We start from the raw sequence: 16,858 nt of genomic DNA, 5'->3' as shown, positions 1-16,858 counted from the left end.
GGCCGACTCGCCAGAACGCCTAATTGCGTGATAGAATGCTCGACTTTCCAGGAAGGCATGCTTTTCTGGTTTGGATTTGCCGACGTGGTGAAATTGGTAGACACGCTATCTTGAGGGGGTAGTGGCGAAAGCTGTGCGAGTTCGAGTCTCGCCGTCGGCACCAAGAATTCCTCGTAAAAAGCCCGCTGAAACGTCAAGTTTCAGCGGGCTTTTTGCTTTTGCTTTTGCTTTTCTTCTCTTGCTTCTGGGGGCGGAGCAGTCCGTCTAGGACATCTGCGCGGCCCCGCATTTCGACTGGCGCGAGGCCGACCATGTCGTCGCGTCTTGGCCGATCCGTTCGGCCAACGCCGCGATCAAGCGCTGCTGCGCTTGCACAAGCGCGGGATAGCCGGCGGCCGCGGGTTCCTCGAAGCGTCCGTGGCAGACCAGCCTGGCGCTGCCAGGGGCCCGCGCGTCCCCCAGGGTCCAACCCGCTTCCAGCTGCACCCGCTTTCCCGGCCACGCGTCAAACCGGCGGATCTGCAATTTCACCCTGATCACCTGCCCGTCGCTGGGCAAGGACAGGCCGGCGACGTCCTGGGTGCCCAGGCGATCGACCAACTGCGCCGACAAGGCGTTGCGTATCTCTTCGTCCAGCGGCCCCAGCCACCGCTCGTCATCCAGGACGGCGAGCATGCCGCTGTCGTCTTGCCTGACCACCAGTTGGGGTTGATTCAGATACTCCGGCAACGTCACGGGCAGCACGTCGACCACGAAGCGCGCTGGCGGCCCCTGAGGCGCCACGTCCCCCTGAGGGGTGAGCAAGGTGTAATGGCGGACAGGTGTAGACGCGCTGCAAGCTGCCAGCGCCAGGGTCAGGGCGAGGAGGCTGATACGAATAGGTCGGGTCATCGCTGGGGAGTCTCCATCGTGTGGGCTGGCGGCTCTGTGGAAGCCTCGAGGGTGGCGTTCTTGGGGCGGCCCCGCACCATTGCCTCGGGATATCGGCTTAACAGGTCGGTCAAGGTGCGTACCGAGCGCGCGGCGCGCTGGATTTCCTGAAGGGCCTGGCCCAGGTTCTGCCGTAACGTGGCATCTTCGGCAAGCATGCCGTGCGCGGCGCCGATGGTTTGTTGGGCCTGGCGCAGGGTCTGCGTGGCCTGCGGCAGGACCAGGCCGTTGACCTGCTGCAGCGCTTTATTCAGGTTGGCAAAGGACGCGTCAAGATTGCGGCCAATGCTGTCCAAAGGCATCTTGTCGATCTTGCCCACGATGCTGGCGACCCGCTCCTGCAATTGGTCGAAGCTGCCGCTGACGGTGGGCAGCATTATCGGACGACGTTGCGGATCAAAAACGACCTTGGGCGTATTCGGGATGAAGTCCAGGGCAATGTAAAGCTGGCCGGTCAGCAAATTTCCTGTTCTTGCCTGAGCCCGCAGGCCGTGCGCCACCATTTCTTGCAGCATGTGCACCAGCCGGTCTTCCTCGGTGCCGTCGACGGCCGGCATTTTCTCCATGATCTCGCCCAGCCGCTGCGGATAGACCACAACGCCGACCTTGGACTGAAAGCGGCGCCGGTCGGGGTCGTAATCCGGCTTGATGGAGATGACCTTGCCCAGGTCCATGCCATCGAACTGCACGGGCGCGCCAATGGTCAGGCCGCGCAAAGATTGCTCGAAGACCAGATAGGCGGTCTGCGACGGCCCGTCGGGCGGGGCCAGCGCGGCCTGCTGATCCTTGGCCAACTCGTAGGCCGTATCTTCGGCAGCGGGTTGGCCGGCCACGCCTGGGGCCGTCCCGAAGGACACACCCCCCGCCAGGATGGTGGCGATCGATTGCGTTTGCAGCTTGAATCCGTCCGCACCGAGCGAGACGTCCACCCCGCTGGCGTTCCAGAAGCGCGTTTCCGTGGTGACAAAACGGTCGTAGGGCGCGTTGACGAAGAGGCGCAGGGCGACCGCTTTGCCATCCTCGCCCAGTTGGTATGACGCAACACGGCCGACCTGGATCCGTCGGTAATAGACGGGGGAACCGACGTCCAGCGAGCCGAGATCTTCGGTATGCAGAACGAAAGACCGGCCAGGTGTGTCGCCGATGACGGTGGGTGGGCTTTCCAGGCCCGTGAATTCCTTGCCGGGCTCTGTCGATTGCCCCCGGTCAACGCCGATATATGCCCCGGACAGCAGCGTATCCACGCCGGAAACCCCATCGATGCCGATGCGCGGGCGCACCACCCAAAACCGGGAGTCCTCACGCGCCAGGCTCGCGGCATCCTTATCCAGCGCGACCGTTGCGACCACACGGGAACCGTCTTCGCTCAAGCCGATCGCCGTCACCGTGCCCACGTTGACGTCCTTGTACTTCACCAAGGTCTTGCCCTCTTCCAGGCCGGCGGCCGTGCGAAACGTGATACTGATCACGGGGCCTTCGGTCATCCAGGTTTGCACCAGCATGGAAAGGCCGATCAGCGCGGCGATGACGGGCACCAGCCAGATAAGCGAGATCCGCCATTTTTTGCGCGGTATCACCGTAGGAGCGTCGAGCCCGTGGAGCTCCCGGGAAGCATCATTCATTCATCACCACCATTGATTTCACCATCCCAAATATGTCGGGGGTCGAACGACATGGCCGCCAGCATGGTGAAAATCACGACCATGCCGAAGAAAAGGATGCCGACGCGAGGAGAGATGTCGGTAAGGCCTTGGAACTGCACCAGCGCGGCCACCACGGCCACCACCAGCACATCCAGCATCGACCAGTACCCGACGAACTCCACCATGCGGTACAACTTGGCGCGCTCTCGCGTCGCCGATCGGCTACGCCGTTGGGAGGTCGCGAGCAACAGTCCGAGGATCAGGAATTTCGCGCAAGGCACTGCCACGCTGGCGATGAAAATCACGAACGCGATGCCATAAGAGCCCGATGTCCAGAACTCCACCGCGCCTTCCATGATGGTGCTGCTGCTGCCCTTGCCCAGCAGGCTGGTGTGCATGACGGGCAGCACATTGGCCGGGATGTAGCAGATGACGGCTGTCAGCAGCAGCGCCCAGGCGCGCGCAATACCGTTGGGACGGCGATGGTGGAGCGTCGAGCCGCAGCGAGAGCACTGTTGCGTTCGCCCGGACGTATCCAGGTCGCAAACCAGGCCGCAGGTGTGGCAGCCGACGATCGACAAATCGCCTGCGAAGGGCTGCCTGCTCATGCCGCGATGCCGCTTCGCAATGCCGGATCGCCTTCGGTCTGATCCCACAGCGCAGCAAGGTCTCGATGGGCAATCACGGTCAGCAATACCATCAGGGCGGCGGTCGCCCAGACGCCCGCGCCCAGAGTGACTTCCACCAGGCTGATCAGCTTGATGATCGCCACCAGGATGCCGAGGATGCCCACTTCGACCATGCTCCATGGCCGCAACAGCGTCAGCATCCGCAAGGCCCGGGCAAAACCCGGCGCGCGATGGCCAGCTCGCGCATAAAGCAGCACCCATGCAAGCAGGACAATCTGCGCAAGCGGCACCAGGATGATCACCAGCGCGGCGATGATCGCAAGGGGCGCCACGCTGCCCTGGGCGAGGGACCACGCGAATTCCCACAGCGTCGCCTCTCTATGCGTTCCGTTCAGGCTGATGCGTACGACGGGGCAGACATTCGCGATCACGAATACGACCGCTGTCGTGAGGGTCAACGCCAGCCACCGATTCACATCCATCGGGTTGGCGCGTTGGAGCACGGCGTCGCATCGACGGCAGCGCGCGACCTCGCCTGCCGCCAACGTGCAGCGCTGGTACACGCTGTCGCAATGTTCGCAGGCCACCAAGTGTGGATAAACGTTCATGTCTTTGAATGGATAACCGTGCTGTTGCCTTGCGAAGGCCTGCGCCTTGCAACCGACTGCCGCTGTTGAGTTGCCCGCTAGCGCAGCCCCGCGAGGCTACAGAAGATGCTGCGCCCGGGCTTGCCATTCGATGCCAAAGTGCTTAGCCAGTACTAACGCTCGCGTTGCGCCGAACGGAAATGGGACGGGGTATGGCCCGTCCAACGCTTGAAGGCACGAGTGAAATGCGCCGGATCGCTATACCCGACCATGTAGGCAATTTCGGTCGCGGAATACTTGCCCAGCCGGATCAACCGAAGCGCCTCGCTACGGCGGGTCTCGTCTCGCAAGTCTTCGAAATCGACCCCGCTGTGCTTGAGCCGCCGTTGCAGCGTCCGGGCAGACATGCCGATTTCTTTCGCGACGGATCTGAGGTTGATGTCATCTTGCTCCGAAATCCGCTCGATCAGCAGTCCTGCGGTATCGACCGTCGACTGCAGCGCCTGCGTGATCTTGTGAGAGTCGTCCTTCAATGGTCGAAGCGGCGCTTCAAGCAAGTCGCGGTCGAATTCGATCATGTTGTAGTCGGCCCCGGTTTCGATGTGGGGGCCCAGGCATTCTTCCAACGCGTCATCGCCCCGGGTTCGCGAACTCTGCAAGTGAACGCGTATGGCCGAGGGTTCGCCGGACATCAGCGGCACCTTGCGAAGCACCGCGAGACTTCCCAGGATGAACTGCTGCGGATCTGCTTCCAGCGCGCCCGTGAAACGATGGATCAGCCGCGTCGTGCGACCTTCCGTGACGATGCGGACTTCTCCGCCCTGATGCAGCATTTCCGCATTGAGCGCTGCCATGGCACAGGCCTGGGCCACATTCTCCGACCGCAGCACCAGATGCCCCCATGCGCCGAGTGAACCCAACTCCATCAAGCGGCCGACGTAGGCGCCGGCAAAGGAGTCTTCTGCGATGGCCGCCATGTCGTTGGCGATCTGAAAGCACAGAGTGCGTGGAAGCCAGATATCAGGCGTCTGGAAAATATTCGGAGAAACTCCCACGCGCTGAAAGAATTCAAGCGGAGAGACGCCCCGACTGGCCAGGTAGGGGCTGATGTGCAGGAAGCTTCTGAGTTTGATGGACGGGTTGGCGTTCGACATGGATCCAGGCTTTACCGTCAGCCAGATTGCCGGACGCTCCACCTCTGCAGAAAATTGTTTGCCCTACGCATCGATTTGCGAGAAATCGTGGGCGAATTTACATCGCGCTCCTTCGGGAGGAATTGAAAAAAATCCGGGTGAGACAAACCGGTGCAAAAAAGGAGACGGCGGCGTTCGCCGCCGACGCGTCTCTTGCCCAGCCATCGATGTCGTCAGGGAGTGATGCTGGAAATCTTGGAGCCTTCAAGACCCATGCCCGCCATCAAGCCCTGGGCGCCGAAGGGCACGGCAAAAACGTCTTGGGACAAGGTGGTGGTAGACAGGCTGGAAGCCACGGATTTATCCCAGGCGACCAAGCTCGGGCCGCTGCCCAACGCCCAGCCATCGCTCTTTTCGAGATAGTTCAGCGACTTCTGGTTCATGAAGAAAAGCGCATAGCCGAACGTCTGCGCACCTGCCTGCAGGCCCAGGGACATGGCGGAGATTTCGTAATAGCCGATAGGCTCCTTACCCTTGAACAGGGTGCCTTGTCCGTGCTCACCGCCAACAACGAAGCCGGCCTTGTAGATCTTGGGAAAAACCAGCACCGCCACCGCTTTTTCGCCCAGTTCTTTCGTGCTTGGCTCGGCAGCGTAAAGGTGTTGCAACGCGCTTGCGGAATCATTGCGGATCGCCAGCGCAGAGTCGGCAAAGGCTGCGCCCGTCGGAGCCAGTGCGCAGGCGAACACCAGCAAGGCCGACTGCAGATAAAAAGAAAAACGACTGCGAACACAATCCAAGTGTTTACGACTTGCCATGAACATGAAAGACCTCGGGTTTCGTTATACGCCTAATAAGTCGGCGCGCAGCGAGTATTCAGACCGAGGTAATGCTTGTCAATAGGGCGTATTGAGGCTTTGCTCGCATTTTCTTATCGAGCCAATTGCCTGTTTTTTATTTGGCGCCAAATGGCAAGACGTCGATGAATTATTGGCTTAATCTACGCTAGATTCCCGCTCTGCTGCAAGATGGGTCGATATCCAGAATTAATACGGTCAGGAATTATTAACGTCGCGGTTTCCGGGAGATGAGCCGGGAATCGGACTCAAGTCCCGTCAAGGTCAGCGCAATCGGAAGCGCCCGGTATCGACCGCCTTGCCGATCGCAGCACAGGTGTCGTCAACGCTCAGACCTTCAACCGACAGGGAATGGGCTTCCAAGGTGCCCAGGTTTTCGAACTGCTGGTACAGCACAGAAATCGCAGCAGGATCCGTCAGCGTGTCCCCGCCCCGATCCTGGCAGCGCCTGATTGCCTGCGCAAGATCCGGACGAAGCACGATGTAGTGTAGGGCCACCCCTAGGCCGCGGAAAGCGTCGAGAAACCACGGCCCGATAATGCCGTCCACCAACACAAAGTAGCCTCCGTTGGTGTAGCCGGCCGCCGCCTGGGCCAAGACATTGATCACCGTGGCATTCTGGCCTTGGGCTTCGGTTTGCCAAGGCGGGATCGACCCCGTCTTGATGAAACGCCAAAAGTCGTCCGCATGCAGGTGGACCTTTGGACTGCCTGGCAGTTGCGTAATGATGTTCGCCGCGGTCGTTTTGCCAGAACCGGGTGGCCCTGTCAGGACGAGGATTTCTTTGGGGCTGAACATATCGTGCCGTAGAAGTGGATTTTTCAATAGGGGCCCGCAGGCAATATGTCTTCAAGGTACGCAGGCGGGTTGGGCTTGGTGGTCAGCATGTGCCGCACCCAAGCGTTGCGCTCATGCGTCGTGACGACCAGTTCCCAGACGCACGCCAGTGCCGGCGCGCTCACCGGCGTGAACCGGTCCGGTTGCGCCAGAGGCGCTGACAGCATCTGCTGGCACACGATCCCGCCCGAGATCCACCAATCCACCAGCAGCCATACGGCTTCCTCTCCGACGTGCACGATGCAGAATCCCAGCCCATAGCTACGCTCGTCGCGCGCAGGGGTGGTCAGCACATCTTGTACGGTGGCGCGCGCCGAGGCGATGACGGCATCGGAAAGAATAGGGGAAGCCCAATTGGGATCCCGATGGATGCCATAGACCTTGATCGCGTGGTCAGCAGTGCGCCAAGTGTCGATGTGGGCAATACGGCGCGGGGTGTAGGGTTCCGGTGCGAGTGCCATGTTGAGTGATGCGTGGTGGCGGTGTGTGCATTTTAAGGGCGAGACATGCGTCACGGATCGCGGGTGCCATTATTGAGTGGTCTGTCTGTGATCTGTATAGGCGCGCGCTGACAGCGGCGTTAGCTACGCCACTTGTTCTGCCAATTCGCATAATTGGGCCTATTGGGGAATTCTTCCTCGCGGACTTCGAGATTCCATTCGGAAACGCGCAGTTGAAGCCGGTTCTGCATGTCGACAATCGTTTGGGAGTAGACCGCCGGCCCGATTTCCTCCTGGAGGACTGTCGCGGCCTCTGAGGGAGAGCTTCTGACTGCTTCCGACCCGTCTCTGCCATTCGGACGCTACCGCTCAATGTCCGTTTTGCAGCGGATGCAGTCGGTCAGTGAGTTCACTCCAATGTCAAATGTTTTGTAACAAGCAGTCATTCCGTTCGGATAATGAATGCTGGGTTTATCTTTCCAAAGCAGGGGTAAAATGAAAATTATGTAACAATATAATTTCTTCTGCCTGATGCGCACAATTTTTGCTTGGATAGGTAATACAGACCTCCGCGCCTCGGAGGATGCATCGGGCGCGGACTGCGGCCCCATCTTGATGGCGCTGGAGACGGGGGCGTATGAGCGTCTGGTGCTCCTGTCAGATCACGGGCAGCAGAAAACGCAGAACTTCGTTGCGTGGCTGAGCGGAAAATTTACGGGCGCTACAGATGTGCGGTACGCAAAACTGCGCAGCCCCACCGATTTCGAAGACATATACGTTGCAGCCAACGGAGCGGTGTCTGCGACGCTCTCTTCTTCACCTGAACTGCCAATCACTTTCCATGTGAGCCCGGGCACCCCTGCCATGGCTGCTGTGTGGGTGCTGTTGGCGAAAGCTAAGTACGGCGCCAGCCTCATAGAGTCCTCTCGCGAGCATGGCGTGCGTCCTGTCGTTGTTCCATTCGACTTAGCCGCTGAATTTCTTCCAGTTGCAAGCAAGCAAGCTGATGAGGCTCTCGCGCACCTTGTTCAAGGATTGCCTCCCGCTGCACCAGAGTTCACCAGCATCATTCATCGCTGCAGTGCGATGAAGCGCGTCGTCGCGATGGCGCAGAGACTGGCTCAACGGGATCTGCCGGTGTTGATCCAGGGTGAGTCTGGGACCGGCAAGGAACTCTTCGCGCGGGCGATCCATGCCTCCAGCAAGCGAAAAGACGCACCATTCGTCGCGGTCAACTGCGGAGCTATACCTCTCGAACTCATTGACTCCGAGCTGTTTGGTCACGAAAAGGGTGCGTTTACCGGCGCTCATGCCGGTCGCGTTGGTCACTTCGAGGCGGCTGATGGCGGGACGCTTTTTCTGGACGAAATCGGTGAGCTACCGCTGTCGTCACAAGTTCGGCTGCTTCGCGTGCTTCAAGAGCATGAGGTGACCCGCCTGGGCGCCAGCAAATCTCGAAAAGTCGATGTGCGCATCGTTGTCGCTACCAACCGAGTCCTGCCGGAAGAGGTTCGGGCAGGTCGATTCAGAGAGGATGTGTTTCATCGAATCGCGGTTGGCATCTTGGCGTTACCTCCACTACGCGCTCGCGAGGGAGATCTCAATCTGTTGATCGATGCTTTGCTCGCCCAGGTCAACCGCGAAGCGACATCACAGCCAGGCTTCAAACATAAACAATTGTCTGTAGGCGGAAGAAATCTTCTTCTTCGCCACACCTGGCCGGGCAATGTGAGGGAGTTGCACAACGCTCTTTTGAGGGCCTCCATCTGGGTTCCAGGAGAGGAAATAGCAGCCGAGGATGTCGCTGAGGTTCTCTCGCTCACATCCAGTGGCACAGACGGCTCCATTCTTGGGGCTGCACTTGGAGAGGGATTCTCGCTGCCTGATCTGATGGCAGATGTAGCTCGGCACTACCTCGGGAGGGCCATGGAACAGAGTCACGGAAACAAGACTGACGCGGCGAAGCTGTTGGGTCTTGGTAGCTACCAAACATTGACGAATTGGCTGCTCAAGTACCAGTCAAAAATATCTGGCACGAATTGTGCTTAATGATAAGAACTTTTATTAATTGGAGGCTGGGTCATGGGATTTGCAAAATACCAAGAGGACATCGTGAGCCGGTACGTCGGCGATTTCGCGATGCGTCCGACTCAGTCGCCGGTTTCGCCACCCAAAGCCCCAACCCCGAATACGAAAAATCAATCTGATCAAAGGACAAAGAAAATGAGCAGTCTCAAAAAATTTGCTGTAGCCACGCCCCGGCCTCTACCCGTGATCGTATTAGCTGACGCGAGTGGCAGTATGGGGGAGAACGGCAAGATGGAGGCGCTCAACGCTGCGATGAAGGACATGGTCTCGACTTTCGCCAAGGAAAGTCGTCTGCGCGCCGAGATCCAAGTGGGCTTGATCACCTTCGGCGGCAAGGCGCAGATGCACCTACCGGTGGTTGCGGCACACAGCGTCGCCGGGTTTGCGGAGTTGAAGGCTGAAGGGGTAACGCCGATGGGTGCTGCATTTGACCTTGCCCGTCAGTTGCTAGAGGACAAGGATCGCATCCCCTCTCGAGCCTACCGGCCCGTTTTGATTCTTTTGTCTGATGGGCAGCCGACCGACGACTGGGAGGCTCCCTTCAAGGCTCTCTGCGATTCTGAGCGGGCGCAGAAAACAACCCGGCTTGCAATGGCAATTGGCCCGGATGCCGACGAAGCCATGCTGAGAGATTTTGCAAACGACGCAGAAGCGCCCATTTTCAAGGCCCACAACGCCCGGGACATCCATCGTTTCTTCCGTGCAGTGACCATGAGCGTTACCACTCGCACCGCAAGCCAAAATCCAGACCTATCAACCACGTTCGTTGTCCCGCCGCCGGATGACGACGCACTGGACCTCGACTTCCAATGAGGTTTATTGCCTGCGGCGCGAGCGTCATCGGCCCCCGACACCTAGACCTGGGCGAGCCTAACCAGGACGCGATGGCTTTGACGGGCTGGCGGGACGGGTGGATTGCGGCCGTCGCTGACGGATTGGGATCTCGAGCACGTAGTGAACTGGGTGCACGCAGTGCCTGCCAGGTTTCCCGACGGATCTTGCGCGCCGCATCGAGCAGCTTCGATCTACCTGCAACGCTGCCATTGATTCATCAGCAATGGCTAAAAGCCATTGAGCCGACAACTCCAAGAGACGCTGCGACAACCCTGTTGTTCGGTCGCGTGACAGTTGAAGGCGATGTCCATGCAGCGCAACTGGGTGACGGGTTGCTGCTGGTGAGATGCGCTGGCCAGTTCCGTCGCGTCACACCAGACCGCACAGCTTATGGCAATCAGACGTGGGCATTTGAGTCCACTCACGTGCAGGACAAATGGAGCACCACACAGGGCCAACTCACAGAGTCAGGTGATGGTGTTGTCTTGATGACAGATGGCGTTGCCGATGATCTCGAACCAGCCCAACTCGCAGATTTTTTTGAAGCGCTTTATCAAGACCTAAGCACTCGGAATCGCCGCCGAGGCAGACGCTGGCTGCAGTCTGAATTGAATGATTGGGCGACCCCCTTGCACAGCGATGACAAGACACTGGTGGCCATATTTAGGGCATCCGAATGAGCATAACAACAGCAGAAGCACCGAAGAAAAACAGGACGGTGCTAGACCAACATGGTCAGTCCTATGAGTTGACGGGGCGTATCGGCGAAGGTGGACAGGGGATCGTCTGCACGACCAACTACCCCAATGTTCTCGTCAAAGTTGCGCGCGCAACCACAGAAGAAAAGCGAGCCGGTTGGACGAACAAGATCCGCGCACTTATGCGCCAGCCACTTGAAGGGCTTCCTATTGCACATCCGTTGGCCGTCATCACGCAGCCGCAGCCCGGCTACGTGATGGAATTGATGGATGGATTGGCCCCAATGACTGAGCTGATGCAGGTGGCGACTGACTCCTTGATGTCAGATGATGGCATCTCCGGCTATGTGAAAACAGGCGGCCTACTGCGTCGGTTGAAGATGCTTGCGCGACTGGCACGGGTGTTGGCTCAGTTGCATGGCCGTGGATTGGCCTATGGCGATCTCTCCCCTGCAAATGTCTTCGCATCGCAGTCACTGGAGTACGCCGAAGTCTGGTTAATCGATGCAGACAACGTAGCGAGTCAGTCGCGTGATGGTCAGCATGGCGTCTTCACTCCTGATTACGGTGCGCCCGAGATTCTCCGGGGGGAGTCTGGCATTAATACGCTGACAGACAGTTGGAGTTTTGCGGTCATGGCATATCGCATCCTCACGCTGGTCCACCCACTCAAAGGGGATGTCGTTCTTGACGAGGAGCCCGAGCGTGAAGATGCGGCTCTCCGTGGCGAACTCCCTTGGGTAGATCACCCAGCTGATCGCAGCAATGCCTTGTCGATTGGTCTGCCCCGCGAGATCACGCTCAATGCGCCACTGCGAGCGCTGTTTGAACGATGCTTCAATGCCGGGTTGAATAGTCCCGGCGAGCGACCAAGTCTGAGTGAATGGGCTGATGCCTTCGAGGCTGCAACGGGTCATTGCGATCAATGCGAGTCCTGTGGCAGCACGTTCTTCTACACCTCAAAGCAGACTTGTCCATTTTGCGATCACGCTCAGGATAAGAATCGCACGATCCTCTTGCAGGAATATCGCTATATGCCGCCCGAGCTGCTTCGAGAGGGCTTGCCCGAGGACGTTCCAGAGTCGTTGATTCGCAAGGAGTGCTGGACTCGCACAGGTAAGGCCCTGGTGTTAAGTATGAGCCCAGCCGAATTGAAGACCTTGCCCTTGGGAACGTCCTTGTACGCGGATGCGAGTCCGCTATGTACTGTCCAGCTTGCCAAGGATGGGTTGTGGATAGAGCCCTCAGCCGGTGCGCGAATTTCCTTGCAGAGAGCATCCGATGACAAAGTCGTAGCCGTTGCGCGTCGGCAGCGGCTCAAGTCAGACAGTCGTTCAGGTGTGTCTTTCTGGCTCCATCTAGGAGCGGTAGAAGAAGAGCACGTCGTATGGCGTTTCAACTGGTGAGCCAACGATGAAACTTTGCGATTTTTCTCTTCTGTCGAGTGAACTTTTCCAATTCTCTTGTGACGACCTGGATGCTGATTGGCAGATCGGCGAGGCAGTATCAGTGCAGGCACACGGCAATGACTATCTCCTACGTCAGGGGGATTTCGTCTGCGTCGGCAAAGTAGCCGGACACCAAGATCGAACTGCGATTCGGGTGCAGCGTGGCTTGACGTTGTGGGTTTTAAGAAATCGACTCGAAAAGGTGCTCCACCTTCAATCGCTGGATTTGGTCGAGCAGATCCAGTTGGATATGGCGATTTCTGTTGATGAGGCCATTGCGGAGCAATTAGCCAGCAGGGGTGAGATTTCCGCACCGGACGTACAGGCTGCTGTGGGTTGGTTGAGAGATCAATTTATCTCTGCTGATGGCGCGGCGACCGAAGAAATGAATCGTGTTTTTCTTGGCCGCTTCGACAACGCTTCCGATGAAGGTTTCGTTCTGTTTGGAGCGGGTTGGCGAGGCACCGTAAAACGAGATGCGGGCGTGCTGAGACTGATGAGCGTCACACGTCTCAAGGGGACTACTGCACGTGTGGCGATGGCCGTAGGCAGGATCTCTTTCCAAGATGCCAGTGTCGCCGTTCGGCTTCAGAGTACAGAGCAGCGCGCACTTTTGGATGCTGCGCTACGCGACAACGGAAGCTACCTGCGCCTATGGCAGGAATACGGCGCGCTTGAATGGGAACAGGCGAGAGATTGCGCGAGGGAGCTTGGCTCTCTTCGGTTCAAGAACGCGGATCTCATCGAGGGTGAGCTCTGGGCATGGTTTCTAAAAGTTGATGTTGACCACCTGAAGGATTTCCGAAAACGATGGAAAACCTTGGGTTTATCAGCCACGACACAGGTAGAACTTGGGGAGAAAGAACTCGATCTTGATTCCGAAGTTGAAGACACACCGGAGAAAGGCGACCGGGGACGGCGTCGCCCAGTTCGAGGGGTATTGCGGTTTGAGAAAGACGGCGTTGTCTTGATTCCAAGCCAGGACCGGCGCTCGGAACGGCCACCAGCCAAGGGCTTCATCTACTACTCTCTATCGGGTGACGAAGCTGTACAGACCCGTCGTGCGCGAGCAAGGCAATCCATCAATGATGGACGCCGATTACCGCAATTGAGCTACCTGCTGGAAGGGGTGGCACCGCCAAGCGCCCGGCGGCGTCAGCTCGATGGCTTATCCGCCTACGCCAAAGCTTGCTTCAAGGGTGTTCCTACCAAGCGCCAGATTGAGGCATTGGAGAAGGCGATAAATACACCTGATATCGCGCTTATCGTTGGTCCACCAGGAACGGGCAAGACCCAGGTCATTGCAGCTTTGCAGCGTCGCCTTGCCGAAACACTGAGTGAAAACTCGCTGCAGCACCAAGTGCTGATCAGTAGTTACCAGCACGATGCCGTCGATAACGCCCTTAATCGTGCTGAAGTCTTTGGCTTGCCTGCCGTTCGCATTGGCGGTCGCGGGCGTCTTGACGAAGGCGGTGTCGACCCCGTTGGTGTTTGGTGTGAACGCAAACGAAAGGAAATCGCTGTTCGACTCGACGCGATTCAGTTGGACGAGCCCCTGACTCAGCCCTTGGAAGAGCTTGATCGGCGTATCACGGCATTGAGACTTGCAAGTTTGTCGGTACAGGAACGCCAAACACAGTTCGAGCAAATTGATGTTTTGTTGCGGCAGTTGGTCGATCTGGATGTTCGTCTCCCGGCCAATATTAAAGACCAGTGGGATGAGTTCCTTGCTCAGCAGAAAAGAGTCGAAACCCAGCGTCAGGCCAACGAGCCCGCTGGGCTTGTGCGATTGCTCCGGGCTCTGCGCACCAGCCCCATCGGGTTCGCCGATGACGGCCCCGACAGAGCTCATCAGCTTGAGCGCACTCTGCGACGAGGCGGAGTCAAACTCGAAGAGTCGGAGTGGATGTTGCTCCAGCGACTTTCAACGGTTGCCGAGGCTACAGAAGCAGACCTTTCTGAATTGGCTGCCTTTAAGCGGTCCATGCTGGATCGACTGAGCCAGGACTACAGGCCCCCGCAGCTTAAGCAGGCGTTGAGCGGAGAAGCACTTGGTTTCTTGGCCGATCTCGAGCACGCAATCGACGCGCCGTTGCGCCAATCTCGCCGTGGCATCTCCGCGGTAATGGCCTCGTACCACGCGGCACTTGCCCAGGCTCCCAATGAGGCAGCGAGAGCGGTCCGCGAGTACGCCAGCATTGTCGGTGCGACATGCCAGCAGTCAGCTGGTAAGGCGATGAGCAGTTTGAAGGAGTTGAGCGACCTAGATGCGTCAGAAGGAATTGAGTTCGACACGGTTGTCATTGACGAAGCGGCAAGAGCAAACCCCCTCGACCTTTTCGTTCCTATGGCGATGGCGCGGCGCCGCATCATCCTGGTTGGCGACCATCGACAGCTACCTCACCTTGTTCAGCGAAAGTTGGAAGATGAACTCATTTCCAGGCAAAGCCTGACTGAGGCTCAAGCGAAGGCGTATGAGCAGAGTCTCTTTGAGCGGCTGGTGAAACAGCTTAGGGAGCAGGAGAAAGTCGATAATATCAAGCGCGTCGTAATGCTCGATACGCAGTACAGAATGCATCCGACACTGGGTGACTTCATTAGCAAGCAGTTCTACGAATCTGTGGGACTTGACGTCTTGCACTCAGGACGACCCGCACAGGATTTCGCCCACACGATTCCGGGCTACCAAGGCAAATGTGCTGCTTGGTTGGACGTGCCTCTGCAGGACGAGAAAGAAAAATTCCTAAAACCCGGTTATGAAAGAAGGGCTGAGGCGATTGCGATTGCAAAAGAAGTCAAACGAATCGCAGATTCTTGTGGGCCGACATTGAGTATTGGCGTCATCAGTTTTTACCGCGCGCAATGTGACCTCATTCTTGACGCGTTCGTCGACCAGGGCCTTGCGGAGGAGGAGGACGGTGAAATCCGGATCGCTAGATCCTACCGGCGGACTGAATCAGGTGATGAACGCCTGCGCGTCGGCACGGTCGATGCGTTCCAAGGCAAAGAGTTTGATGTCGTCTTCCTATCTATCGTGCGAGCTAACGATGTGGTCGTTTCCGATCAAAAGGAAGGGGATGAGCGTGAACGATTGCTTAACGGTAAGTATGGTCACTTGCGGCTGGAAAATCGCTTGAATGTGGCGATGAGTCGCCAGAGAAAGCTCCTGGTTGCGGTTGGTGACAAAGGCATGGCTGAAGGCCCCGAGTCCGAGGAAGCCGTCCCGGCTCTGACTGCGTTCCTAAAGCTTTGCAGAGAGGAGATGGCAAATGGTCGCTGATCGCTATCTCCGCTTTGATGTGAGTCGTCCCCCTGGTGGGCGTCCGTTTCTGTGGCCTGTTCGAGTTTGGAAGGTTCTATATCCAACAAAGCGTGTCCTAAAGCTGAATCTGTTCCAGCAGGCGATCCTTGGACTTGCACGGGCTCGATGCCAGGATAGCTTGGAGATGGCGGAACTGCTGGGGCTAGACAGAGAGCTCGTGGCGTTCATCATTGCGACACAGATGATCCCCAACGGCTGGATGACTACCTTAGGGGCAGTTACTCCTCAAGGTGAGCGTGTTCTCGAAGAGGCTCAGGATGCCAGCGAGGAAGTCCGCATGGGATACGCGTATCAGGATGGAATATCGGGAAACTGGCTGCCTCGATTCACTGAAGAACTTCCAGAAATTGAAGCGAAGAGAATCGATGAACGTGGTTACCCTATATTTCTGCGTGATTTGGATTCTGGAAAGGAAGATCGACCGTTCCGCATAAATCATTTCCGGGAAAGTGCACTGGACATGGGTGCGCTCTTTGATGCGTTCGAGCGCTATCGGACGGATCACGACCACGCCAAGCAACGTGATGATGAACTTCCGACACGTGTCCGCATGGAGCGCCTGAGCTTTGTTGAAGATTCGACGCAGCCGATGTGGTTGTGGACCTGGATCTTCCCAGACGACGCCGGGCCACAACCCTGGCTTGTTGCCGACCCGTTCGGTCTTCAGCAGGCGGCATCATGGTTGCGCAAGCCATTGCAGGAAGTCCTGCCTCGTAACGATGGTCTGGCGCGCTACATCGCTGACGCAGTAGGTGAGACGAGATCGAATGACTTGTCGGCCGAGGAGTGGCTGCGATCGCTTGAGAACCAGATCGACTTGATACTGCTAGCGGACTACAGCTGGTCACGGAAGGTGCCACTTGTTGAGGGATTTCTCGCCAGCGTTTTGAGAAGAAGAGCCGTACTCGCAGGTCAGGAGAGATCTTGGCAGGAGGATGTGACGAGCCTTTTGATTGAAACCCATAACTTGGTAGAAAGCGTGCTGCAGTGGCTGCTGAAAGCGTACCCAGCTGATATCAGGAGACTGCCCCACTGGAAAGATCAGCGGGACTGGAAGGACGGAGAAGCTCAGTACTACCTCCAGTTCTTCAATCTTCCGTGCTTGACAGGAGATGTCATTAAGCGGTTGTCCGAGCAGCGCTTGGATCAGGTGAGAACTGCTGCAAAGCGAGGGGGCAGTTCGCTTAAGGCATTGTTGTTTGCGGGTCTGCTAGGGACGGTTGATCAAGTTGGCCATCCTTTCCTCAAGTTATCCGCTGATGAATTGCGACTGAGTCGCCTGCTGGATATGGCCGACGCGCGAAATAAAAAAGCCGGGCATTCAGGGGGAGAAAGGATCGATCGAGAAGAAGCCATGGAATACGCTGACTTTGTCATCGGATGGGTTCAAATTTTTAAGGGCTGGTATTGAT

The 16,858-nt window shown here is 57.8% G+C and carries 14 protein-coding genes and 1 tRNA gene; 7 read left to right on the top strand and 8 right to left on the bottom strand.

Annotated features, from left to right (window positions below; all coding sequences use genetic code 11):
• The first annotated feature begins 78 nt into the window (after positions 1-78).
• A tRNA-Leu gene (locus AC27VE_RS00395) sits at positions 79-163 on the top strand.
• Positions 164-264: 101 nt separating this feature from the next.
• Here AC27VE_RS00395 and AC27VE_RS00390 read toward each other — a convergent pair.
• From AC27VE_RS00390 to AC27VE_RS00355, 8 genes are all read right to left on the bottom strand, one after another.
• Positions 265-891, bottom strand: coding sequence for a PqiC family protein (locus tag AC27VE_RS00390; RefSeq protein WP_488702798.1), 627 nt, complete (start codon positions 889-891; stop codon positions 265-267).
• A complete protein-coding gene (locus AC27VE_RS00385; RefSeq protein WP_488702797.1) occupies positions 888-2,552 on the bottom strand; it encodes a PqiB family protein in 1,665 nt (554 codons plus the stop codon). The genes AC27VE_RS00390 and AC27VE_RS00385 overlap by 4 nt, the downstream gene beginning before the upstream one ends.
• The gene (locus tag AC27VE_RS00380) at positions 2,549-3,181 is read right to left on the bottom strand and encodes a paraquat-inducible protein A (protein ID WP_488702796.1); all 633 of its coding nucleotides are present in this window, start codon (positions 3,179-3,181) and stop codon (positions 2,549-2,551) included. The genes AC27VE_RS00385 and AC27VE_RS00380 overlap by 4 nt, the downstream gene beginning before the upstream one ends.
• Positions 3,178-3,810 (bottom strand): paraquat-inducible protein A, encoded by a 633-nt coding sequence (locus AC27VE_RS00375; protein ID WP_488702795.1) that lies wholly within the window; start codon positions 3,808-3,810, stop codon positions 3,178-3,180. The genes AC27VE_RS00380 and AC27VE_RS00375 overlap by 4 nt, the downstream gene beginning before the upstream one ends.
• A gap of 152 nt (positions 3,811-3,962) precedes the next feature.
• Complete coding sequence (locus tag AC27VE_RS00370) at positions 3,963-4,943, bottom strand: helix-turn-helix transcriptional regulator (protein ID WP_488702794.1); 981 nt, start codon at positions 4,941-4,943, stop codon at positions 3,963-3,965.
• A 212-nt stretch (positions 4,944-5,155) separates the two neighbouring features.
• The gene (locus AC27VE_RS00365) at positions 5,156-5,746 is read right to left on the bottom strand and encodes a lipid-binding SYLF domain-containing protein (protein WP_234818228.1); all 591 of its coding nucleotides are present in this window, start codon (positions 5,744-5,746) and stop codon (positions 5,156-5,158) included.
• 297 nt (positions 5,747-6,043) lie between these two features.
• Complete coding sequence (locus AC27VE_RS00360; protein WP_488702793.1) at positions 6,044-6,577, bottom strand: AAA family ATPase; 534 nt, start codon at positions 6,575-6,577, stop codon at positions 6,044-6,046.
• A 23-nt stretch (positions 6,578-6,600) separates the two neighbouring features.
• Positions 6,601-7,077, bottom strand: a complete 477-nt coding sequence (locus tag AC27VE_RS00355; protein WP_488702792.1) for a hypothetical protein — start codon at positions 7,075-7,077, stop codon at positions 6,601-6,603.
• A gap of 627 nt (positions 7,078-7,704) precedes the next feature.
• Here AC27VE_RS00355 and AC27VE_RS00350 point away from each other — a divergent pair.
• The 6 genes from AC27VE_RS00350 (at position 7,705) to AC27VE_RS00325 (ending at position 16,857) form a co-directional block, all read left to right on the top strand.
• Positions 7,705-9,105: a sigma-54 interaction domain-containing protein gene (locus AC27VE_RS00350; protein WP_488702791.1), complete on the top strand. Its 1,401-nt coding sequence runs from the start codon at positions 7,705-7,707 to the stop codon at positions 9,103-9,105.
• A gap of 33 nt (positions 9,106-9,138) precedes the next feature.
• On the top strand, positions 9,139-9,957 hold the full coding sequence (locus AC27VE_RS00345) for a vWA domain-containing protein (RefSeq protein WP_488702790.1): 819 nt from the start codon (positions 9,139-9,141) through the stop codon (positions 9,955-9,957).
• Positions 9,954-10,658 (top strand): PP2C family serine/threonine-protein phosphatase, encoded by a 705-nt coding sequence (locus tag AC27VE_RS00340; RefSeq protein WP_488702789.1) that lies wholly within the window; start codon positions 9,954-9,956, stop codon positions 10,656-10,658. Before AC27VE_RS00345 ends, AC27VE_RS00340 begins: the two co-directional genes overlap by 4 nt.
• Entirely contained in the window at positions 10,655-12,082 is a 1,428-nt protein-coding gene (locus AC27VE_RS00335) for a protein kinase domain-containing protein (RefSeq protein ID WP_488702788.1), read from the top strand. The genes AC27VE_RS00340 and AC27VE_RS00335 overlap by 4 nt, the downstream gene beginning before the upstream one ends.
• A 7-nt stretch (positions 12,083-12,089) precedes the next feature.
• Positions 12,090-15,404 carry a DEAD/DEAH box helicase gene (locus tag AC27VE_RS00330; RefSeq protein ID WP_488702787.1) on the top strand — a complete coding sequence of 1,105 codons (3,315 nt, stop codon included), beginning with the start codon at positions 12,090-12,092 and terminating at the stop codon, positions 15,402-15,404.
• 166 nt (positions 15,405-15,570) lie between these two features.
• On the top strand, positions 15,571-16,857 hold the full coding sequence (locus AC27VE_RS00325) for a hypothetical protein (RefSeq protein WP_488702786.1): 1,287 nt from the start codon (positions 15,571-15,573) through the stop codon (positions 16,855-16,857).
• Position 16,858: the final 1 nt, after the last annotated feature.

The sequence above is a fragment of the Achromobacter sp. 18P8.1.1 genome (assembly GCF_057799415.1).
The sequence above is the reverse complement of the archived record's forward strand: the minus strand, read 5'-3'. Positions and strand labels throughout refer to the sequence as shown.